Consider the following 21634-nt stretch of genomic DNA (forward strand, 5'->3'; position numbering starts at 1 on the left):
CACGCGTACCGAGGCGGTTGAGGCGCGCAGAGCACGCAGTACTTCCTGTCCTTCCGTACGCCGGGCCACCCCAGCGATCGCCAGGAGGCTGAAATCGACAACTGCTCGTGCAGGCGACCCGGCTCGATGGATACAACTTCTGGCTTTTACAAGTTTGGACTTGTATCGTTGGCGCGTGGAGGACGGGATCTACGTCCTCGACGGGTGTCAGAAGTGGATGGACTCGCCATCTGACAAGGACTACGAAGCCCTGGCGGGCCGAGTCGACTTACTGTCCGAGCAGGGACCTGCCACACCACGGCCGACCGTCGACACGATTGAAGGCTCGCGGCACTCCAACATGAAAGAACTGCGGTGTGGCAAGTACAGAGTGCTCTTCGCATTCGACCCGCAGACGCGCGCCGTACTGCTGATCGGTGGCAGCAAGGAGAACCGCTGGACCGAGTGGTACAAGGAGAACATTCCGATCGCCGACGACCTATTCGACGACTGGCTAGCAAACTTGAATCGGAACCCGGACTGGGCAGACGCCCCAGACCGATAGCCGTGCCGCGGGAAACTCGACCGCGGAGGAATCTCTCACACCTGGCGAAGGAGGCAAACAGAATGGCACACCGGACATGGAAGGACGTGCGGGCGGAAAGGATCAACACGCCGGAGGCTGAGGCGCGCGCCGCCGCGCACCGTGAGGCGGCGCGGTCGGAGCAGCGGGCGTACCGGCTGACGGAACTGCGCAAGCACCAGGGCCTGACTCAGGTTGAACTGGCCGACTCGATGCACATCAGCCAGGCGGCGGTGTCCTCGATCGAGCGGGGAGACCTGAGCAGATCGGAGCTGAGCACCATCCAGAGGTACGTCGAGGCGCTCGGCGGCAAGATCGAGATCGTTGCGAACTTCGGCGACGAGCGGTTGGTTCTCGGCTGACCGCACGCACTGAACAGACCGCACCAGGACTGCGGTCTGTCCTCAGCGCAGAGACCCCGAGTTCGCCGCGGTTCGTTCGCCCTGGCCATTCGGCGACGCCTTCGCGCGGCTGCGGGAGCCGCGTGGGTCGGAGTAGCAGTTACCCGCCGGCGACGGCTGGGATGATGGAGACCTGGCCGCCGTCCTTGATCGAGGTTTGGAGGCCTTCGGCGAAGCGGACGTCGTCGTTGTCCACGTAGACGTTGACGAAGCGGCGGAGTTCGCCGGAGTCGTCGAGGACTCGGCCCTTGATGCCTGGGTAGGAGGTGTCGAGGGACTCGAGGACCTCGCTCAGGGTCGAGCCTTCGACGGAGACCTCGGAGGCTCCCTGGGTGTAGGGCCGCAGGATGGTCGGTACCCGAACACTGATGCTCACTGCAGCCCTGCCTTCACGAAGGCGTCGTACGACGCGGGGATGGTCACCTTGGGGCCGACCCGGTCGGCCACGGCGTCGAGCGTCTTGAGCCCGTCGCCGGAGTTGATGATCACCGTCTCGGCCTCGGGGTCGAGCTGGCCGGTCTCGATCAGCTTCTTCAGCGTCGCGACGGTCACCCCGCCCGCGGTCTCGGTGAAGATGCCCTCGGTGCGGGCGAGCAGCTGGATGCCCTCGACGACCTCTTCGTCGCTGACGTCCTCGATCACTCCGCCGGTACGCCGGGCGACGTCGAGCACGTACGGCCCGTCCGCGGGGTTGCCGATCGCCAGGGACTTCGCGATGGTGCTCGGCTTGACCGGCTTGACCACGTCGTGGCCGTCGCGGAACGCCTGGGCGACCGGGGAGCACCCGGTGGCCTGCGCGCCGTACACCTTGTAGTCGGTGGCTTCGACCAGGCCGAGTTTGCCCAGCTCGGTGAAGCCCTTGTCGATCTTGGTCAGCTGGGAGCCGGACGCGACCGGGATGACGATCTGCTGCGGGATCCGCCAGCCGAGCTGCTCGGCGATCTCGAAGGCGAGCGTCTTCGAGCCCTCGGAGTAGTACGGGCGGACGTTGACGTTCACGAACGCCCAGCCCTCCTCCTCACCGGCGATCTCGGAGGCGAGCTTGTTCACGTCGTCGTAGTTGCCCTCCACGGCCACCAGGGTGCCGCCGTACACGGCGGTGGTGATCACCTTCGGGCGCTCGAGGTCGTGCGGGATGAACACGACCGAGCGGATGCCGGCCCGGGCGGCGGCCGCGGCGACGGCGTTGGCCAGGTTGCCGGTGGAGGGGCAGGCGAAGACCTTCAGGCCGAGCTCGCGGGTGGCGCTGAGGGCGGACGCGACCACGCGGTCCTTGAAGGAGTGGGTCGGGTTGCCCGAGTCGTCCTTCACCCAGAGCTTGCGCAGGCCGAGCTCGCGGGCCAGGTTGCCGGCGTCGATCAGCCGGGTGTAGCCGGGTTCGGTGTTCGGGAAGCTCGCCACGTCGGTGGGCACCGGCAGCAGCGGCTGGTACCGCCAGATGTTCTTGGGTCCGGCCTCGATCTGCTCGCGGGTGATGGTCGGGAACTCGTACCCGACCTCCAGCGGACCGAAGCACTCCATACAGGCGTAGAACGGGCCGAGCGGCGATTTCGCCCCACAGGCGCGGCAGCTCAGGTGCGTACCGTTGCCGAAGGCACCTTCGCGGATGGTGTGGGTCGACGCGGCGGCGGTCAGGCTCATGGAGGTTCCCTCCTCATCTTCCCCGGACCGGATCTCGGCGCGGGACGGATTTGGCACCGTTCCGCCGCGAGCGCCTCGGATCGAGACGTCAACGGGGAGGGTTGCCGGGACTTCAACGGGCCGTTTCCCTCAGTCCCTCTGGATGAGCACTGACGAGGTTACCCAATCAGGTCCATATTGTGTCTGCCGTTCCCACCATGCGAGACAGCGGATCTCACCCCGCCCGGCGCTCCCGGAAGGTCCGCCGGTACGCCGAGGGCGACGGGTGCAGCAACGTCACTGGAGTTGCTAACCCGGCCGCGATCGGGATCTCCTCCACCGGCGCGTCCCCGGTCTCCAGCACGGTCAGCGCCGCCTGCACGCGCTGGGCGATCAACCACTTACCCGGCGTCGTCCCGGTCGCCCGGACGAAGTGCCGCAGGTACGTCCGCTGCGCCGTCACGAATCCCGGTCGCGATGGGTCTCGAGCATCCGCATCAACGGAGTCGCCGCGACGCCGTGGACGACGACGCTGAGCACGACCGTGAAGCCGACCGTCGCCCACAACCAGGGCAGGTCGGTCCCGAAGTCCGACCCCGCATAGGCCAGATAGTAGATCGACCCGACCCCTCGTACTCCGAACGCGGCCGTCACCCACCGCTCGGACCGCCGCATCGGCGTTCCGTGGAGTGAGACCCAGGCGGTCAAGGGCCGGATCACGACCACCAGCAGTACGCCGATCGCAGCGCCGGCCAGGGTCAACGGCTTGAGCAGACCGCCGGTGATCGCCACCCCGAGCAGGAGCAGGATCCCCCAGGTCAGGATGTGCTCGAGTTGCTCGACGAAACCGTGCAACTCCTCGTGGAAGTCGTGGTCTCGTTCGGCGGCGCGAAGCGAGAGGGCTGCGACGAACACGGCGATGAACCCGTAGCCGTGCAGTACCTCGGCCAGGCCGTAGACCCCCAACGTCATCGCGAGAGCCAGCACGGGCTCCCGGGAATCGGCCAGCCGGAAACTCGGCGAGGGCGCGGAGAAGGCCATCCGGCCCAGCAGGCGGCCGGCGATGACGCCGACGGCCACGCCGATCACCGCCTTGCCGATCAGGTCCCAGGCGAGCCACTCCAGCGCCCAGTTGCCGACGGCACCTTTCGTGGCGGCGAACACGGCCGCATAGACGAACGGGAACGCCAGACCGTCGTTCAGCCCGGCCTCCGAGGTGAGCGCGAAGCGGACCTCGTCGTCCTCCTCGGGTTCGGCGCCCTCGCCGGTCGTCGGGCCCTGCACCTGCACATCCGAGGCGAGCACCGGATCGGTCGGTGAGAGCACCGCGCCGAGCAGGAGCGCGGTGGCGGGAGCGAGGCCGAGGAGCCAGCTGGCGCCGGCGACCGCGGCGATACAGGCGGGCATGGCGACCAACAGCAGCCGCCAGGTGACTTTCCAGCGGTGCCAGCCGATCGGTCGGTCGATCGCCAGGCCGACACCCATCAGGGCGACCAGGATGGTGAGCTCGGCGAGGTGTTCGGTGAGCTTCGGCTCGGCGATCGGGCTCAGATGGCTGCGATCGACGAACAGCCCGAGCAGCAGACCCGCGCCCAGGAAGGCGATCGGCGCGGAGATCGCGTACCGCCGGAGCAACCGGGGCAGCACGGCACCCACCAGCAGGGCAAGGCCCGCCACCAGGTAGAGACCGTCCCCGTTGATCCGCATGATGCGGACCCTAGTGCCCAGGTTCGGGTGTATTCACCGAAGACGATGCGTGGCGCCCGGCGTGTGGGTGGGGAGGGACTGCCGGGGGCCGTAGCGCGGATGACTGATGCCGGCCAGCTCCAAGAGGCGCTGGACCCGGAAGCGGTGACCTCGGTAGGGCTCGATGAGTTCCGCGGTGCCGTCGTCGTCGAGTTCCTCGCCGGTCAGCGCGTACGAGACGTTGCGCGACACGTGGTAGTCCGCGAACGAGAACGCGTCCGCATCACCATGGGCCCGCTGTCGAACCTCCGCGGCCGTCCACACACCGACACCCGGCAACGACCGCAGCCGTCGCTCCACTTCAGCCCCGTCGGTCAGCTCCAGTGTCCGCTCCAACGCGGCCGCCCGCGTCGCCGCCGTGATCACCACTCGCGACCGGCGTCCTTCGACCCCGGCCCGCAACCACTGCCAGGACGGAATCAGCCGCCACTCCTCCGGCGACGGCGGCACCATCATCTTCCGGCCGTCCGGAGCACCCGGCCCCGGCGCCACTTCGCCGTACTCGCGCAACAACATCCGCCACCCGGCAAACGACTCCTTGCCGGTGACGACCTGCTCGATCCCCGCGGCCGCCATCGCCTCGAACACCGCGCGCGTCCTCGGCACCCGGAAGTGCGGGAAACGCCGGGCGGCGTCCACGAGCGGCTGGTGCTCGGGCAACGGCTCGAACCCGTCCCAGCTGTCCGCCGCCCCGAGCAACTCGGGCACCCCGTCCAACGCCCACTCCGCACCAGGCCCCCACGCCTCGGCCTCCACCTCGCCCACTCCGGGGTACGGCGTGAGCCTGAGCAGGACGGGTCCGTCAGGGGTCCGGGTGGCACGCCAAACCGTGCGGCGGCCGGCGTCGAACACGTACGCCGGATCGCCCGGCCCCTTGCGCAGCCCACCGATCACCGTGTGCGGATCCACCGCCCACGCCGCCCGCCATCTCCGCACCACCGAACTCACGCCCGCAAGTGTTACTCACGCCTCCGACAGAACCCCATACTGAGGTATGGGTGAGGGGATTTCGGGGTGGCAGCGGGTGAAGTTGGTGGGGAATGTGCTGAACCTGACGACGGCGCTGGGGGTGCTCGTCGGGGTGATCGGGCGGGCGAAGTTCAGCCGGGGGCCGCGTGGGCTCTTCTACGCGACCGGGTACCGGCTCGGGTTCCCGGTCGCCAGTGCGTTCACGCTTGGGAACCTGGTGCTGACCAAGAACGACCGCGCGTACTTCGACCGCCGTCCGCTCCTGGTCAAGCACGAGGAACGCCATTCCTGGCAGTACTTCTGCCTGCTCGGTCTCCCGATGCTCCCGCTCTATGCTCTCGCCGCCGGCTGGTCCTGGCTGCGCACGGGCTGCCCCGCCTCGCGCAATCCGTTCGAGCGGCTGGCGAGTCTCAAGGACGGCAACTACATCGAACACCCCGTCCAGCCTCTGGGCCAGACGCTCGCCCAGACGTTCAGCGGGTTGCGATCGCGTCGGAAAGGGCAGTAAGCACGGTCACCACGCCCGCCGGGTCGTCGACGACGATGTCAGCCGCATCCGCCAGCTCGGACGAACCCCCCGACCGAGCAGCGACCAGTACTGCGTGCAGCCCCTCGTCGCGCAGGTCATCCAGAGCACGGAAGGCGGCAAGGTCGCCCAGGTCGTCTCCGGCGTACAGGACCGAGCGGGCGCCGGTGGACTCGATCAGCCGCCGCATGGCGACTCCCTTGTCGATGCCGGGCGGCCGGAGCTCCAGAACCAGGTTGCCCGGCTCCAGCCGGAGGTCGGTGGACTCGGCCAGCTCCATCAGCGGAGCACGCAAGGCCTCCCAAGCAGGCAAGGGCTCCGGCAGCCGGCGGGTGTGAACCGCCAGTGAGCTGCCCTTGTCCTCGACGAACGCGTCCGGAAGCCCAGCCTCCTGCAGCAAGCCCGGCAACCGCTCCCGAGCCACTGCAACCCCCGGTGGCACCGGGTCGCTCGTCACAGCACCAGTAGAGGCTTCCCACCGCTCAAGCCCGTAATGACCCAGTACTACGAGCCGCCCGAGCCCGGGATGTCCGGTGACGCCGGAAAGCTCGGTGGCCACCAGAGCGGGCCGACCGGTGACGATCGCCACCTGGCCAACTGAACGAGCGAGTCGGGCCAGCGCGTCCAGTGCTCCGTCGGCCGCCCGGGACATCGACGGGTCCTCGACCAGGGGTGAAAGGGTGCCGTCGAAGTCCGAGGCGATCACCGCCCTGGCCGGATCCGCGACGATCGCTTCCCAGCCCTCCCGCCCGGCTGCAGTCGCCAGTACGGGAGTGCTCATCCTGTGTAGTCCGTGGTCAGGATGACGGTGAGCCGGTCCTTCTTCATGTTCGGCAGGGCGTCCTTGGTCCGGCTGATGCTGATGTCCTTGGCCAGCTGGGCTGCCTCGCTCTGCATCCCCGGCGGGTAGTAGACGGTGCTGCCGACGATCTTGCCGTGCCAGTTGTCGGCACCGGCGACGGTCCAGCCGGCCTGCCGGGCGCGGATGGAGACGTCCTCGGCCAGCCCCTTGCGAGAGGTGTTGTTGTACATCTCGACCGCGGGACGCTCGGACGGCGGGATGGACGCACCGGTCGAGGGTGCGGCAGTAGACGTCGACTCCGAGGTCGGAGCAGAGCTAGGCACCGAACTCGGCTCCGAGCTGGGCTCAGTGGTCGGTGCGGAGGTCGGCGCTGAAGTCGGAGCCGGGGTGGAAGGCTTCGGTGTCGGAGACGCAGAAGAAGTCTTGACCACGGGCGTGTCGGCCGCGCTGTCGCTACCGCGGGTGCCGAACAGGACCAGCAGCCCGCCGACGATCGCGACGGCGGCAAGCACGGCGACGAGGGACGAGAGGACCTGTCCCCGTTCGTCCATCGAGCGAGTGTGCTGCGTCGGCGCTCCGTGCGCTAGCTCCGGCGCCCGGGTGGGTGCATCGCAAGGCGGAGTGAAGGGCTCGATGTTTTTCCATCGTGCCCTTTGCTCCAACGCCGCGAGGTGCCCGCCCGGGCGCCGGAGATAGCGTGCGGAGCGCTGGCGCAGCACACTTCTCAAAGCTCAGACCTCGATACCCAGTCGGCGAGCGGAACGGGCGCGCTGACGGGCCGCTCGGAGGCGGCGCAGTCGCTTGACCAGGAGCGGGTCGTGGGCGAGGGCCTCCGGCCGGTCGATCAGGGCGTTCAGCACCTGGTAGTACCGGGTGGCGGACATCTGGAACTGGTCGCGGATCGCCTGCTCCTTGGCGCCGGCGTACTTCCACCAGTGGCGCTCGAAGCCGAGGATGGCACCGTCTCGGTCCGACAATCCAGCGACGGCCGGCTGGGCTGCTTCGGCGGGGCCGGAAGAGCTGGCGTTGGCGCTGTCCATCTGCTGGTGACTCCCGTGCGGTCGGTGATCGTCCGTCCGCCGACCACTCTACGTGCTGAACAACAGCGATGTCATTCACCGCGCAGCGACATGACCCGTGTCGTCGGCGGACGGCCGGGCGCGCCCAACTCTGGCAGGATCGAGCGTGTGAGCTCAACTCGACAGGGCCCTGGCGACGTGTCGCCCGGCCCGCGACCCGCCATCGTGACGGTCGAGAAGCTGCAGGCCCGGTACGCCGAGGTGAACCCTTTGGTGAACGCCGTCTGCACGCCCAATCCCGCCGCCCTCACCGATGCCGCCCGACTGGACACAGAGCGTGACGACGGGCGCGTTCGCGGCCCGCTGCACGGCCTGGCGGTGTTGGTGAAGGACAACATCGACACCGCGGACCTCCCGACCACCGCCGGTTCGCTGGCGCTGGCCGACCAGCCGCCACCACCCCACGACGCCCCGCTGGTACGTCGGTTGCGCGAGGCGGGCTGCATCGTGCTCGGCAAGACCAATCTGAGCGAGTGGGCCAACTTCCGCGGCTCGGCGTCCTCGTCCGGCTGGAGCGCGTACGGCGGACTCACCCGCAACCCGTACGCCCTGAACCGCTCGGCGGGTGGTTCGTCCAGCGGCTCGGGCGCGGCGGTGGCCGCCGGAATGGCGGATCTCGCGATCGGCACGGAGACCAACGGGTCGATCGTCTGCCCGGCCGCGCTGAACGGTGTCGTCGGGCTGAAGCCGACCGTGGGCCTGATCCCGCAGCAGGGCATCGTGCCGATCTCGCACTCGCAGGACACCGCCGGTCCGATGACCCGCACGGTGAGCCAGGCGGCCGCGCTGCTGACCGTGCTCACCGGCGGCGCCACGGACTACCTGCAGAGTTGCCGGGGCGAGGACCTCAGCGACCTGCGGATCGGCGTACCGCGTGGGCCGTTGTGGGGGTACTCGATCGGCCTGGACCGGGTATCCGAGGAGGCACTCGAGCTCCTCAGCCAGTGTGGCGCGACGCTGGTGGATCACCTGTCGCTGCCGAGTCCCGGTGGCGACGAGGACCAGTTGCACGTGTTGTCCCACGAGCTGAAGGTCGACCTCACGGCGTACCTGGCGACTCGCAAGCCGGGCGGTCCGAGGACCCTGGCGGAGCTGATCGCGTTCAACCAGCAGCACGCGGACGTCGAGCTGCGCTATTTCGGCCAGGAGCTGTTCGAGCGGGCCGAGGGCACCGAAGGGCTCGACTCACCGGTCTATGTCGCCGCCAGGTTGTCCGCATTGCGGGCCGGCCGGGACGGAATCGACGGACTGTTGCGCGAGAAGCAGTTGGACGCGCTCGTCATGCCGTCGTATTCACCGGCCTGGACGATCGACCTGATCAACGGCGACCACGTGCTCGGCAGCTCGTCCTCGCACGCCGCGCTGGCGGGCTACCCGCTGCTGTCGGTGCCGTCCGGGCTGGTCGAAGGGTTGCCGGTCGGCATCACCTTCAGCGGCACCGGCCGCAGTGATGCCACCCTCATTCGCTTGGCGCACGCGTTCGAAACGGCGAGAATCAAGGCTCACGGTCCGTTCCCGACCCCGGAGTTCAGACAGTGGGTATAGCTCGAGTCCGCTGGGGAGTCGTTGCTACCGGCAACATCTCCACCTCGTTCACCAAGGATCTCGCCGAGCTTGACGGCGAGGCGGTGGTGACGGCGGTCGCGTCCCGGTCGCTCGACAGCGCCGACCGGTTCGCCGACCAGTTCGGGATCGAGCACCGCTACGACGACTACCGCCGGTTGCTCGAGGACGGTCACGTCGACGTCCTCTATATCGGCACCCCGCACCCGCAGCACTACGCGATCGCCCGGGCCGCGCTGCAGTCCAAGGTCGCGGTGCTGTGCGAGAAGCCGGTCACGCTGACCGCGCGGCAGGCCCGGGACCTGGTCGCCGTCGCGCACGAGAACAGCACGCTCTTCGCCGAGGCGATGTGGATGCGGACCCACCCGGTCGTGCAGGCCTTCTTCGCCGACCTGGCGAAGGGCGTGATCGGCGAGCCGATGGAGGCGCTGGCCGACTTCGGCTTCCACAAGCCGCAACTACCCGCCCGGCTGCTCGACCCCGCGCTCGGCGGCGGCGCCCTGATGGACGGCGGGATCTACCCGGTCACCTTCGTCCACATGGCGCTCGGCAGCCCGGCCGAACTGAAGGCGGTCGGCTCGGTCAACGAGGACGGCGTCGACCTGAACGTGGCGATGGCCTGGCGGTACGACTCGGGCGCGGTCGCCGCGCTGACCTGCGGACTCCGCTCGCAGAACCCGTGGACCGCCTCGGTCAGTGGCCCGGAGGGGAGCCTGCTGCTGCCGCACCGGTTCCACCACCCGGAGTACTACGTCCGCAAGACCGCCGCGGGCGAGGAGCGGATCGACGTACCGACGCATGGGCTTGGGTACCACTACGAGGCAGCCGAGGTGATGCGGGCGCTGCGCGCGGGGCTGGTGGAATGCCCCGCCCTCCCGCATGCCGCCACGATCGAGATCCTCGACCTGCTCGACGAGACGCGTAGACAGATCGGGGTCAGCTACCCCGGCGACGACGAATACCTGGGTGGATAACAGCTGATGCCGAAACAGTCGGGAACACCGAACGGACGCAGTTCTTTCGTGGTGGTGGCCAACCGGCTGCCGGTCGACCGGATCGAGATGCCCGACGGAACCAGCGCGTGGCGGCGCAGCCCGGGCGGGCTCGTCACCGCGCTCGCTCCGGTGATGCAGAGGCACCACGGCGCCTGGATCGGCTGGACCGGCGGAGCGGACGAGAAGCTGGACCCGTTCGACGAGGGCGGCATGCACCTGGTCCCGGTGACGCTGTCGGCCGAGGACATCGAGCTGTACTACGAGGGCTTCTCCAACGCGACCCTGTGGCCGCTGTACCACGACGTGATCGTGCCGCCGGAGTTCCACCGGGAGTGGTGGGAGTCCTACGTCGCGGTGAACCGCCGGTTCGCCGAGGCGGCCGCGGAGGCCGCTGACGAGGGTGCGGACGTGTGGGTGCACGACTACCAGCTGCAACTGGTCCCGGCGATGCTGCGCCGGCTGCGGCCCGACGTACGGATCGGCTTCTTCCTGCACATCCCCTTCCCGCCCACCGAGCTGTTCGCGCAGATGCCGTGGCGCCGGCAGATCCTGGACGGACTGATGGGCGCGGACCTGGTCGGCTTCCAGCGGCCCGGTGCCGCCTCGAACTTCGCCCGCCTGGCCCGCAACCGGATGGGCCTGCGGACCCGCGGTGACCGGATCCACCTGCCGGACGACCGGATCGTCCGGGCGAAGGCGTTCCCGATCTCGATCGACGTCGGCGAGCTCGAGCAACTGGCCCGCCAGCCGGAGACCGAGGCCCGGGCCCGGGAGATCCGGGAGGAGGTCGGCAACCCCGCGCACATCCTGCTCGGTGTGGACCGGCTCGACTACACCAAGGGCATCCGGCAGCGGATGCGCGCCTTCGGCGAACTCCTGGACGAGGGCCGCGTCTCGGTCGACGACGCGGTGTTCGTGCAGGTGGCGACCCCTAGCCGTGAGCGCGTCGAGCAGTACCGGGTGCTGCGCGACGAGATCGAACTGCTGGTCGGCCGGATCAACGGCGAGCACGGCCGGATCGGCACGCCCGCGATCAACTACCTGCACACCTCGTACTCGCGGACCGAGATGGCCGCGTTGTTCCGGGCCGCCGACGTCGCCGTGGTGACCCCGCTGCGCGACGGCATGAACCTGGTCGCCAAGGAGTATGTCGCCTGCCGGTACGACGACACGGGTGCCCTGGTGTTGAGCGAGTTCGCCGGCGCGGCGGACGAGTTCCGGCAGGCGTTCCTGGTGAACCCGCACGACATCAACGGGATGAAGGACACCATCGTCGACGCGATGAACACCGACGACCGGCAACTCGGCCGCCGGATGAAGGCGATGCGCAAACACCTGGCCGCGCACGACGTGAACGTCTGGGCCGCCTCCTTCCTGAAGGCACTGCATGCCGAAGACTGACCAACGGATCCTCGCGCTGGATCTGGGCACGTCGTCGGCCCGGGCGCTGGTACTGACCGCCGATGCCTCACCCGTGCCCGGCGCGCTGGCCCGGCACAAGATCTCCCCGGCGTACGGCGCGGCAGGCGAGGCGACGCTGGACCTGCACGACTACGTCGAGGGGTTGCTCGGCTGCCTCGACGAGTTGCAGCAGAACGGGCACCTGGCCGAGATCAGCGACATCGTGCTGTCGTCGCAATGGCACTCGATCGTCGCCCTCGACGGTTCGGGCGAGCCGCTGACGCCAGTGATCCCGTGGGTGGACACGCGGACCGTGCCGCCCTCGCTGGACTCGTCCTTCGACGAGCACGCGTTCCACGCGCGGACGGGCGCCTGGCTGCACAGGCTCTACTGGACCCGGCGGATCCCTTGGCTGGCCTCGATCGTCCCGGCCGCCTCCTACGCGGGTCTGCCCGACCTCGTGCTCGAGCGGCTGACCGGCGAGCGAGTCACCTCGGTCTCGATCGCCTCGGGCACCGGCACGTTGAACCTCGCGTCCGGCCGGTACGACGAGGAGGCGCTCGCGGTGGCTGGTGTCACCGAGAAGCACCTGCCGCCGATCGTTCCCACCGGCTGGACGGGTTCCCTCTCCCCGGAGTACGCGCGACGCTGGCCCGGGCTGGTCGGCGTACCGGTGCATCCGCCGACGGGTGACGGCGCGGCGTCGAACGTGGGCACCGGCGGGTACGACGAGTCCACCGCGGCTGTGACGGTCGGTACGTCGGCCGCCGTGCGGGTGGTCCACCCGATCGAGGGCGCGCCCGAGTTGCCGTGGGAGCTGTGGCGGTACCGCGTGGACGACCAGCGCGCAGTGACCGGGATGGCCTTCTCCGCCGCGGGAAACCTGCACGCCTGGCTGACCGGCGTACTGCGGCTCGAGGGCGAGCACCGCGAGCCGGTCGGGGTGCAGGTCGGGTCGTCGCGGGTGATCGCGATCCCCTTCCAGGCAGGCACCCGGCCGCCGGAGACGGTGCCGAGTGGTTCGGGCGTCTACTTCGGGCTGTCGTTCGACGACACCGCCGCGGACCTGCTGGCCGCCTCGCTGCAGGGCGCTTCGCTGGAGGTCGACCGCGGGCTGCGGATGCTCGACTCGCTCTTCGGTCGTCAACTCGAGGTCGTGCTCGGCGGTGGCGGTATCGACGCGTCCGCGTGGTGGCGCCGCTGCCTGACCGCGACCTTCGCCCGCCCGACGACAGCCTGCTCCGAGCCCGAGGTCGGAGCCCGTGGCGCCGCCGCTGTCGCCCTGGGCCTCTCCCCCTCTCCCGGCGGCGAGACCCTGGCGCCGGACAAGGACGACCTGGACCGCGTCGCCGAACTGCGCCCGCGGTACCAAACCCTGCGCGCCCTCGCGGTACAGGCCTCCCCTGAGCTGGCACACAACGCCGAGATTCTCTGACTGGTCCCGGAGTACTGCGTTCGTAGTACCGGGTGGATACGGCCGTTGGAGGACGTAGCGGGCGAGCGCGGGCACGTACTGTGAGGGGATGGGCGCGCCTCGACGTTGGTACGCCGGGTACAGCGTGCATCCGGTGGCGGCCGATGTCGCCCTCGCGCTGGTAATCCTGGCGATCAACCTGATCCAGCCGGGCGATCGGCACTCCGGCGAGCAGATCGACCTCACGGCGACCGGGGTGCTCCTGGTCGTGATCGCCGCCGGCTCGCTGCTCTTCCGCCGCAAGGCACCGCTGGTGGTGCTCGCGATCACCATGCTGGCCGTGACCGGCTATGCGATCACCGAGCAGGTGAAGAGCCCGATCGGTCTGGCGCTCGCCGCGGCGATCTACACGGTCGTGATCCAGAAGGACCGGCTGACGCGGTTGGTGGCGCTCGTCAGCGTCGCCGTCATCACGGTCACCGTCGCGACCCTCTTCACCGACGGCAACCTGCTCGCGAACATCTCGGTCGCCGTCCTCGTCCTGTTCGGCGCCGCCATCGGCGAGGCGGTCCGGAACCGCCGCGCCTACCAGGCCGAGTTCGAGGCCCGGATCCGGCGGGCCGAGCAGACCCGCGAGGAGGAGGCGGAACGGCGGGTGATCGAGGAACGGCTGCGGATCGCCCACGAGCTGCACGACGTGATCGCCCACCACATCGCCCTGATGAACGTCCAGGCCGGCGTCGCGTCCCATCTGCTCCGGGAGCAGCCCGACGAGGCCGACCGCGCGCTCGCGCTGGTCCGCGAAGGCGGCCGGACCGTACTGCGCGAGCTGACCGTGCTGCTCGGCGTACTGCGTCGCTCGGGCGACGGCTCGCTGCCGACCGCCCCCACCCCTTCCCTGCAGGAGCTCGGTGCGCTGATCGAGTCGTTCACCGCAGCCGGTCTCGTCGTCGACTGGCAGCCGCCGGCCTCCGGACCGCTCCCGGACGTGATCGAGCTGACCGCCTACCGCGTCCTGCAGGAATCCCTCACCAACGTGGTCAAGCACGCGCCCGGCTCCGTGGTCCAGGTCCGCTTCGAGGCGCAGCGCGGCTCGCTCACGATCGAGATCACCGACGACGGCGGCCACCCCGGTACGCCGTACCGCAGCGCCGCGGCCGGTTCCGTCGGCGCCGGCCACGGGCTGCTCGGCATGCGGGAGCGGGTCGCCGCGGTCGGCGGCGACGTCACCGTCGGGCCGCTGCCGCACGGCGGGTTCCGGGTTCGTGCCGTCCTACCTCTGGAGACTGGAGACACAGGTGACGATCCGGGTGCTGCTGGCCGACGACCAGACGCTGATCCGCAGCGGATTCCGGGTGCTGGTGAACTCAGCTCCCGGTCTGGAGGTCGTTGCTGAGGCGGCGAACGGCCGGCAGGCCTACGAGCTGGCCCGGACCGAGCGGGCCGACGTGATCCTGATGGACATCCGGATGCCCGAGCTGGACGGGCTGGCCGCGACCCGGCTGATCACGGCCGACGAGTCGCTGGCCGGGGTGAAGGTGCTGATCCTGACCACCTTCGAGGTGGACGAGTACGTCTTCGAGGCGATCCGGGCCGGTGCCAGCGGCTTCCTCGGCAAGAGCGTGGAGCCGGACGAGCTGATCAGCGCCATCCGGGTGGTCGCGCGCGGCGACGCGCTGCTCTCGCCGAAGGCGGTGCGCGGGCTGATGAACCGGTTCCTGGCCCAGCCCGAGCTCGACCCGGCGACCGGCTCCGGCGAGTTGTCGGTGCTGACCGAGCGGGAGCGCGAGGTGGTCGGTCTGGTCGCGCTCGGCCTGTCCAACGACGAGATCGCCGAGCGGCTGGTGCTGTCGCCGCTGACCGCCAAGACTCACGTCAACCGGGCGATGGTGAAGCTCGATGCGCGGGATCGGGCGCAGCTCGTCGTGATCGCCTACCGCACCGGCCTCGTCCGCGCCGGTTCCCCGCAGCAGCCGGACTCCACGCAACAGCCGGATTCCGCGCAACAGATCGGAGTACCGGCAGACGAGGTCGGAGTACGGCCGACGCAGTAGGCGCTACGGCAGGCGCAGTACTGGTAAGAGACCACGGCTGTCGGACGCGGATTACCTGGTCCCGTCGGAACGATCGTCAGCATGGCTACCTACCTCTACCGGCTCGGCCGGTTCGCGTTCCGCCAACGCCGCTGGGTGGTGTTCGTCTGGCTGGCGCTGCTCGCCGCGGGGATCGCCGGCGCAGCCACGCTGTCCGGGCCGACGGCCAACGGTTTCTCGATCCCCGGCACCGAGTCGCAGCGTGCGGTCGACCTGCTGGAGAAGCGATTCCCGCAGGCCGGCGCGGATGCCGCCACCGCGCGGATCGTCTTCCAAGCACCGCAGGGCGCGCAGCTTAGCTCGCCCGACAACAGCGCCTTGGTGAAGAGCACCCTCGGCCGGATCCAGTCGGCTCCGCAGGTGGCGGCCGTCGCGGATCCCTTTGCTGCCAAGTCGATCTCGGCCGATGGCCGGACCGGCTACGCCCAGGTTGCGTACGACGTGACCGCGCAGGAGGTGACTCCCGAAGCCCAGGACGCGGTCGCCGCAGCGGTCGAGCCGGCTCGCGCCGCGGGGTTGACAGTCGAGTACGGCGGCGACGCGATGCAGGTCCAGGACGAGCAGAGCCTGGCCGAGGTGATCGGGATCGGGGTGGCCGCGGTCGTCCTGCTGATCACCTTCGGCTCGCTGATCGCGGCCGGCCTACCGTTGCTCTCGGCAATCGTGGGGATCGGCATCGGCGCCACCGCGATCACCGCCGCGACCGGCTTCATCGACATCGGCTCGGGGACGCCGATCCTGGCGGTGATGATCGGGCTGGCAGTGTCGATCGACTACGCGTTGTTCATCATGTCGCGGTACCGGCACGAATTGAGCAGCGGGCTGGAGCCCGAGGAAGCCGTCGGCCGCGCCGTCGGAACCGCTGGTTCCGCGGTGGTCTTCGCCGGGCTGACGGTGGTGATCGCGTTGGCCGGGCTGTTCGTGGTGGACATCCCGTTCCTGACCCAGATGGGATTCGCGGCCGCGTTCACCGTCGTACTGGCGGTGGCGATCGCGTTGACGTTGCTGCCCGCGCTGCTGGGCATGGCCGGACGCCGGGTCCTTGGTGGCCGGATCCCCGGACTGCGCGGCGGCGATCCGGAGTCCTCCAACGGCAAGCCGACTGCCGGTCGCCGGTGGGCCGGGTTCGTCACCCGCCGGCCGGTTGCGGTGTTGCTGGTGTCGGTGATCGGCCTTGGGGTATTGGCGATCCCGGCGGCCGACCTGGAGCTCGGGCTGCCCGATGACAGCACCGCCGCGGCCGGTTCCACCCAGCGCAAGGCCTACGAACTGTTGTCGGACGGCTTCGGCCCGGGCTTCAACGGACCACTGATGGTCGTGGTCGACGTAGCCTCGTCCGCCGATCCGAAAGCCGCCGCCGCGAGTACTGCGAACGTAGTACGGGCGTTGCCGGATGTGGCCGTGGTGACTCCGCCGACCTTCAATCCCGCGGGCGATACCGCCTTGCTGACGGTGATTCCGGTGAGTGGTCCGAGTACCACCGCTACCAAGGATCTCGTGCAGGCGATCCGGGATGCGCCGGAGACTGGTGGCGCCGAGGTCTCGGTGACGGGTGGGACGGCCTTCAACATCGACATCTCGGCCAAGCTGAGTGACGCCCTGTTGCCTTATCTCTCGTTGATCGTGGGGTTGGCGTTCCTGCTGCTGATGCTGGTGTTCCGGTCGGTGCTGGTGCCGTTGAAGGCGACGCTGGGGTTCCTGCTGACGGTGGCGGCGACCTTCGGAGCGGTGGTCGCGGTGTTCCAGTGGGGCTGGCTGGCCGGGCCGTTCGGGATCGAGGGGCAGACCGGGCCGATCATCAGCATGCTGCCGGTATTCCTGGTCGGGATCGTGTTCGGGTTGGCGATGGACTACCAGGTCTTCCTGGTCACCCGGATGCGGGAGGAACACGTGCGCGGCGCGGCTGCCCGGACCGCGGTGGTCGATGGCTTCAGTCACAGCGCGCGGGTCGTCACGGCGGCCGCGGTGATCATGGTGGCGGTGTTCTCCGGGTTCATCCTGTCCAGCGAGACGCTGGTCCGGGAGATCGGCTTCGGGCTCGCGTTCGCGGTCGCGATCGACGCGTTCGTGGTCCGGATGACGATCGTCCCGGCCGTGATGGCGCTGCTCGGCCGGTCCGCCTGGTGGCTCCCGCGCTGGCTCGACCGGCTCCTCCCGGACGTCGACGTCGAAGGCGAGAGACTCCGCCGCCAGATCGAGCCGGCGGTCCCCGAGCCCCGCGAACCCGAGCTGGCTTCGCGGTGATCCGAGGCCCCCACCCGATGTGCAGCACCCCCGGCGCTCGCAGGACGGGCGCCGGGGGTGACGGCCGCCACTGACAGTGATGGGTGCGACCTGGATGATGGCCGCCATGCAGCGCGAGATGATGAAGTCGAAGGTGCACCGGGCCACCGTCACCCAGGCGGACCTGGACTACGTCGGGTCGTGCACGCTGGACGTGGCCCTGATGGAGGCGGCCGACCTGCTGCCCGGCGAGAAGGTCGACATCGTCGACATCACCAACGGCAACCGGCTTTCGACGTACCTGATCGAGGGTCCGCGCGGCTCCGGCATCGTCGGCATCAACGGCGCCGCCGCGCACCTGATCCATCCCGGCGACCTGGTGATCCTGATCGCGTACGGAATCTTCGACACTGCGGAGGCGAAGACCTTCGCGCCGAGCGTAGTCTTCGTGGACGAGCACAACGCGATCACCCGCGTCGGCTCGGACCCCGCCGAGGTGCTGCCGGACAGCAGCACGCTCCGCGGCGATCAACTGCACACCGCGCGCTGAACCAGGCGAGATGAGGATGGGTCGACGATGACCGAGAGCACGGAGAACGCCCCGAAGACCGCCAGCCACGACACTCCGTCGGGCGAGAAGCTGCGGGAGTTCATGAACTCCGGCTGGGGTGAGACCGAGCGGACCGACGTCACACTGAGCGATGTCGGCGCATGGGCGGCGAAGCGGCGCGACGCGCTCTCGCAGGCGTTCCCGGGCGAGCGGCTGGTGATCCCGGCCGGCACCTACAAGGTCCGCTCGAACGACACCGACTATGCCTTCCGGCCGCACACCGACTACGTCTGGCTGGTCGGAGACCAGACCTCGGACGCCGTCCTCGTGCTCGAGCCCAACGGCACCACCGGCCACGACTCGGTGCTCTACTTCCGGCCGCGCGCGGACCGCAGCGAAGGCGAGGAATTCTGGCGCGACCGGATGTACGGCGAGCTGTGGGCCGGCCGTCGTCCGTCGCTGACCGAGACGGCCAAGGAGTACGGCATCGAGACCCGGCACGTCGACGGGCTCGCCGACGCGCTGAAGAACGACGTACCGACCCGCATCCGCCGGGGCGAGGACAGCTCGATCGCCTCGCTGCTGAGCGAGGCCGGCACCGACGCCGAGCGCGACAAGGAACTCGCGTTCACGCTGTCGGAGCTGCGGCTGGTCAAGGACGCCTGGGAGATCGAGCAGCTCCGCGAGGCGTGCGCGATCACCCATCGCGGCTTCTCCGACGTGCTGAGCGAGATGGACAAGGTCCGCAAGTACGGCGAGCGCTGGATCGAGGGGACCTTTTGGCGCCGCGCCCGGGCCGAGGGCAACGACGTCGGCTACACCTCGATCGCCGCCGCCGGACCGCACGCGACCACGCTGCACTGGATCGAGAACGACGGCCAGGTGAACGACGGCACCCTGATGCTGCTCGACATGGGCGTGGAGAACCGCAACCTCTACACCGCGGACATCACCCGCACGCTGCCGGTCAACGGCGAGTTCACCCCGCGCCAGCGGGAGCTCTACCAACTCGTTCTGGACGCGCAGAACGCAGGCATCGCCGCGCTCCGCCCAGGGGTGACGTTCCGGTCCGGCCACGAGGCAGCGATGGACGTGATCGTCCGCGGGCTCGACGCGATGGAGCTGCTGCCGGTCTCCGCCGACGAGGCGCTCGACCCGGACAGCATGATCTACCAGCGCTACACCCTGCACGGCGTCAGCCACATGCTCGGCCTCGACGTGCACGACTGCGCGGCCGCCCGCGCCGAGAAGTACAACAAGGGCGACCTCGAGACCGGCTACGTCCTCACCGTCGAGCCCGGCCTCTACTTCCAGGCCGAGGACCTCACCGTCCCCGAGGACCTGCGCGGCATCGGTATCCGGATAGAGGACGACATCCTCATCACCGACAACGGCACCGAGAACCTCTCGGCCGCCATGCCCCGAGACATCGAGGGAATCCAGAACTGGATGTACGGCTAGCGGCAGCGCCCCACCCTTTCAGGGGTTGACCCCTGAAAGGGTGGGTTGCACCGTCAGATTCTCGTGGTGCAACCCATCTGGTGGAGGGTTGACCCCTGAGAGGTTCGCCCACAGCGGTGGCAGGTGAGCCGACGGAGGAGGCGCGGGCGGTTACCAGATCCTGACGCGGTCCTCGGGGGCCAGCCACATGTCGTCGTCCTCGGTGACGCCGAAGGCGGTGTGGAAAGCGTCGATGTTGCGAACGACCGCGTTGCAGCGGAACTCGGGCGGGGAGTGCGGGTCGATCGCCAGGCGGCGGATCGCCTCGGCCTCGCGGGCCTTGGTGGACCAGCCCAGCGCCCAGGCGAGGAAGAACCGCTGGGCCGCGGTCAGGCCGTCCACCGGTGCCGGCGCTTGCCCGCCGTCCAGGGACAGCTCGTAGGCGACGTACCCGATCGAGAGGCCGCCAAGGTCGCCGATGTTCTCGCCGAGGGTCAGCTCACCGTTCACCTTGTTCCCGGGCGCGTCGGTCGACTCAAGCGCGTTGTACTGCGCGACGAGCTTCGCCGTCCGCTCCTCGAACGCGGCCCGGTCCTCGTCGGTCCACCAGTCGTTGAGATTGCCGGCGCCGTCGTACTTCGAGCCCTGGTCGTCGAAGCCGTGACCGATCTCGTGCCCGATCACCGCGCCGATCGCGCCGTAGTTCACCGCGTCGTCGGCCTCCAGGTCGAAGAACGGCGGCTGCAGGATGGCGGCCGGGAAGACGATCTCGTTCATCCGCGGGTTGTAGTACGCGTTCACCGTCTGCGGCGTCATCAGCCACTCGGTTCGGTCGATCGGCTGCCCGAGCTTGGCCAGGTCCCGCGCGGTCTCCACAGCGACCGAGCGGCGGACGTTGCCGACGAGGTCGTCCGCCCGGACCTCGAGAGCGCTGTAGTCCTTCCACTTGTCCGGGTAGCCGATCTTCGGCGTGAACGCGCCGAGCTTGTCCAGCGCCTGCTGCCGGGTCTCGGCCCCCATCCACTCGAGCGCGTCGATCCGCTGCCGGTAGGCCTCGACCAGGTTGGCGACCAGGTCGACCATCCGGGCCTTGGCGACCGGCGGGAAGTACTCCCCGACGTACAGCTGGCCGACAGCTTCACCCAGCGCGTTCTCGACCACGTCCAGGCCGCGCTTCCACCGCTCCCGCAGCTCCGGGGCACCGGTCAGGGTCTTGCCGTAGAAGCTGAAGTTCTCGTCGACGAAGGCCTTGCTGAGCAGCGGGGCCGCGGTACGGACGACGCGCCAGCTGAGCCACTCCTTCCAATGCTCGAGCTCCACCTCGCGCAGCGCATCGGCAGCCGCCGTGAGGTAGTCGGGCTGGCGGACCACCAGCTGCTCGAAGGCGCTCTCCGGTACGCCGGCGTTGGCCAGCCAGACGGACCAGTCCAACCCGGGGGTCAGCTCCTCGAGCCCGGCCCGGTCGAGCTTGTTGTAGGTCGCGGAGACGTCGCGGTTCCTGACCCGGTCCCAGTGGCCGCCGGCCAGCCGGGTCTCGAGCGCGAGGATCCGGTCGGCCGCCGCGGTGCCGTCGGGCCGCCCGGCCAGGTCGAGCATCCGGGCCAGGTGCGCCGCGTACGCCGTCCGCACGTCGGCGAAGTTGTCCTCGCGGTAGTACGACTCGTCCGGCAGGCTGATGCCGCCCTGGGTCACGTACACGATGTACTCGTCGGACTTCTTCGCGTCGATGTCAACGCCGTAGTAGAAGATCCCGGGCACACCCTGGAGCTCCAGCGCGCCGAGCGCGGCGACGAGGCCGTCCAGGTCCTTGATGGACGCGACCAGCTCGAGCTGGTCCGCGATCGGGCCGGCGCCGAGCCGCTCGATTGTGTCCTCGTCCATGAAGCTGGTGTAGAGGTCGCCGATCTTGCGGGCTTCGGTGCCCTCGGGGTGCTGGTCGGCGGCGGTCTGCTCGACGATCCCGCGGACGTTCTGCTCGGCGGTGTCCAAGAGCGCGTGGAAGGCGCCGTAGATCGCCTTGTCCGCGGGAATCTCGGTCCGCTCCAGCCACGGTCCGTTGGCGTACCGGTACAGATCGTCCTGCGGCCGGACCGTCGTGGACAGATCCGAGATATCGATCCCTGCTGTCATTCCTGCGGTGCTCCTCTGCTGCGTGCGAGCGTCAAAACCACTGTCGGCGACAGTACCCGGTGAGCGGTGGCGGAATGAGTGGAGATGGGCCGGATCGAACCGTTCAGGTCTGCTCCTCGT

At 69.3% G+C, this 21634-nt stretch carries 21 protein-coding genes and 1 riboswitch; of the genes, 12 read left to right on the plus strand and 9 right to left on the minus strand.

Annotated elements, in window-relative coordinates; all coding sequences use genetic code 11:
* Positions 1–175: 175 nt before the first annotated feature.
* Both ACFPJ1_RS20860 and ACFPJ1_RS20865 read left to right on the plus strand, forming a co-directional pair.
* Positions 176–544 (plus strand): type II toxin-antitoxin system RelE/ParE family toxin, encoded by a 369-nt coding sequence (locus tag ACFPJ1_RS20860; protein WP_380106151.1) that lies wholly within the window; start codon positions 176–178, stop codon positions 542–544.
* A gap of 62 nt (positions 545–606) precedes the next feature.
* A complete protein-coding gene (locus ACFPJ1_RS20865; protein ID WP_380106152.1) occupies positions 607–924 on the plus strand; it encodes a helix-turn-helix domain-containing protein in 318 nt (105 codons plus the stop codon).
* Between the two features lie 139 nt (positions 925–1063).
* Here ACFPJ1_RS20865 and ACFPJ1_RS20870 read toward each other — a convergent pair whose 3' ends face one another.
* The 5 genes from ACFPJ1_RS20870 to ACFPJ1_RS20890 all read right to left on the minus strand — a co-directional run bounded on the left by ACFPJ1_RS20870 (position 1064) and on the right by ACFPJ1_RS20890 (position 5277).
* The gene (locus ACFPJ1_RS20870; protein WP_132186812.1) at positions 1064–1339 is read right to left on the minus strand and encodes a ubiquitin-like small modifier protein 1; all 276 of its coding nucleotides are present in this window, start codon (positions 1337–1339) and stop codon (positions 1064–1066) included.
* Entirely contained in the window at positions 1336–2604 is a 1269-nt protein-coding gene (thrC, locus tag ACFPJ1_RS20875; RefSeq protein ID WP_380106153.1) for a threonine synthase, read from the minus strand. Before thrC ends, ACFPJ1_RS20870 begins: the two co-directional genes overlap by 4 nt.
* A gap of 10 nt (positions 2605–2614) precedes the next feature.
* Positions 2615–2753, minus strand: a riboswitch (SAM riboswitch).
* A 65-nt stretch (positions 2754–2818) separates the two neighbouring features.
* Positions 2819–3046: a helix-turn-helix domain-containing protein gene (locus tag ACFPJ1_RS20880; protein WP_380106154.1), complete on the minus strand. Its 228-nt coding sequence runs from the start codon at positions 3044–3046 to the stop codon at positions 2819–2821.
* Complete coding sequence (locus ACFPJ1_RS20885; RefSeq protein ID WP_380106155.1) at positions 3043–4290, minus strand: cation:proton antiporter; 1248 nt, start codon at positions 4288–4290, stop codon at positions 3043–3045. Before ACFPJ1_RS20885 ends, ACFPJ1_RS20880 begins: the two co-directional genes overlap by 4 nt.
* 33 nt (positions 4291–4323) lie before the next feature.
* Positions 4324–5277, minus strand: a complete 954-nt coding sequence (locus ACFPJ1_RS20890) for a DNA-3-methyladenine glycosylase family protein (RefSeq protein WP_380106157.1) — start codon at positions 5275–5277, stop codon at positions 4324–4326.
* 76 nt (positions 5278–5353) lie between these two features.
* Here ACFPJ1_RS20890 and ACFPJ1_RS20895 point away from each other — a divergent pair, with 76 nt between their 5' ends.
* The gene (locus ACFPJ1_RS20895; protein WP_380106158.1) at positions 5354–5806 is read left to right on the plus strand and encodes a hypothetical protein; all 453 of its coding nucleotides are present in this window, start codon (positions 5354–5356) and stop codon (positions 5804–5806) included.
* Here the strand turns inward: ACFPJ1_RS20895 and otsB are convergent.
* The 3 genes from otsB to ACFPJ1_RS20910 all read right to left on the minus strand — a co-directional run bounded on the left by otsB (position 5772) and on the right by ACFPJ1_RS20910 (position 7666).
* Positions 5772–6605 (minus strand): trehalose-phosphatase, encoded by an 834-nt coding sequence (otsB, locus tag ACFPJ1_RS20900; protein ID WP_380106160.1) that lies wholly within the window; start codon positions 6603–6605, stop codon positions 5772–5774. The two genes, ACFPJ1_RS20895 and otsB, sit on opposite strands and share 35 nt — an antisense overlap.
* Positions 6602–7177 (minus strand): LytR C-terminal domain-containing protein, encoded by a 576-nt coding sequence (locus tag ACFPJ1_RS20905; protein WP_380106162.1) that lies wholly within the window; start codon positions 7175–7177, stop codon positions 6602–6604. Before ACFPJ1_RS20905 ends, otsB begins: the two co-directional genes overlap by 4 nt.
* 180 nt (positions 7178–7357) lie before the next feature.
* Positions 7358–7666 carry a DUF3263 domain-containing protein gene (locus ACFPJ1_RS20910; RefSeq protein WP_026162776.1) on the minus strand — a complete coding sequence of 103 codons (309 nt, stop codon included), beginning with the start codon at positions 7664–7666 and terminating at the stop codon, positions 7358–7360.
* Positions 7667–7813: 147 nt separating this feature from the next.
* Here ACFPJ1_RS20910 and ACFPJ1_RS20915 point away from each other — a divergent pair, with 147 nt between their 5' ends.
* The 9 genes from ACFPJ1_RS20915 (at position 7814) to ACFPJ1_RS20955 (ending at position 19405) form a co-directional block, all read left to right on the plus strand.
* Positions 7814–9250, plus strand: a complete 1437-nt coding sequence (locus ACFPJ1_RS20915; RefSeq protein WP_380106163.1) for an amidase — start codon at positions 7814–7816, stop codon at positions 9248–9250.
* The gene (locus ACFPJ1_RS20920) at positions 9241–10242 is read left to right on the plus strand and encodes a Gfo/Idh/MocA family protein (RefSeq protein ID WP_380106164.1); all 1002 of its coding nucleotides are present in this window, start codon (positions 9241–9243) and stop codon (positions 10240–10242) included. Before ACFPJ1_RS20915 ends, ACFPJ1_RS20920 begins: the two co-directional genes overlap by 10 nt.
* A gap of 6 nt (positions 10243–10248) precedes the next feature.
* Positions 10249–11664 (plus strand): alpha,alpha-trehalose-phosphate synthase (UDP-forming), encoded by a 1416-nt coding sequence (locus ACFPJ1_RS20925; protein ID WP_380106165.1) that lies wholly within the window; start codon positions 10249–10251, stop codon positions 11662–11664.
* Positions 11651–13099, plus strand: a complete 1449-nt coding sequence (locus tag ACFPJ1_RS20930; RefSeq protein ID WP_380106167.1) for an FGGY family carbohydrate kinase — start codon at positions 11651–11653, stop codon at positions 13097–13099. Before ACFPJ1_RS20925 ends, ACFPJ1_RS20930 begins: the two co-directional genes overlap by 14 nt.
* A gap of 88 nt (positions 13100–13187) precedes the next feature.
* Entirely contained in the window at positions 13188–14474 is a 1287-nt protein-coding gene (locus ACFPJ1_RS20935) for a sensor histidine kinase (protein ID WP_380106169.1), read from the plus strand.
* On the plus strand, positions 14377–15132 hold the full coding sequence (locus ACFPJ1_RS20940; protein ID WP_380106170.1) for a response regulator transcription factor: 756 nt from the start codon (positions 14377–14379) through the stop codon (positions 15130–15132). The genes ACFPJ1_RS20935 and ACFPJ1_RS20940 overlap by 98 nt, the downstream gene beginning before the upstream one ends.
* A gap of 81 nt (positions 15133–15213) precedes the next feature.
* Positions 15214–17415, plus strand: coding sequence for an MMPL family transporter (locus ACFPJ1_RS20945; RefSeq protein ID WP_380106171.1), 2202 nt, complete (start codon positions 15214–15216; stop codon positions 17413–17415).
* A 106-nt stretch (positions 17416–17521) separates the two neighbouring features.
* A complete protein-coding gene (panD, locus tag ACFPJ1_RS20950) occupies positions 17522–17944 on the plus strand; it encodes an aspartate 1-decarboxylase (RefSeq protein WP_380106191.1) in 423 nt (140 codons plus the stop codon).
* A gap of 27 nt (positions 17945–17971) precedes the next feature.
* Positions 17972–19405 (plus strand): aminopeptidase P family protein, encoded by a 1434-nt coding sequence (locus ACFPJ1_RS20955; RefSeq protein ID WP_380106172.1) that lies wholly within the window; start codon positions 17972–17974, stop codon positions 19403–19405.
* A 150-nt stretch (positions 19406–19555) separates the two neighbouring features.
* Here the strand turns inward: ACFPJ1_RS20955 and ACFPJ1_RS20960 are convergent, their stop codons facing one another.
* Positions 19556–21514 carry a M13 family metallopeptidase gene (locus ACFPJ1_RS20960; RefSeq protein ID WP_380106173.1) on the minus strand — a complete coding sequence of 653 codons (1959 nt, stop codon included), beginning with the start codon at positions 21512–21514 and terminating at the stop codon, positions 19556–19558.
* Between the last annotated feature and the right edge of the window lie 120 nt (positions 21515–21634).

This window comes from Kribbella qitaiheensis, from assembly GCF_042657745.1.
GTDB lineage: Bacteria > Actinomycetota > Actinomycetes > Propionibacteriales > Kribbellaceae > Kribbella > Kribbella qitaiheensis.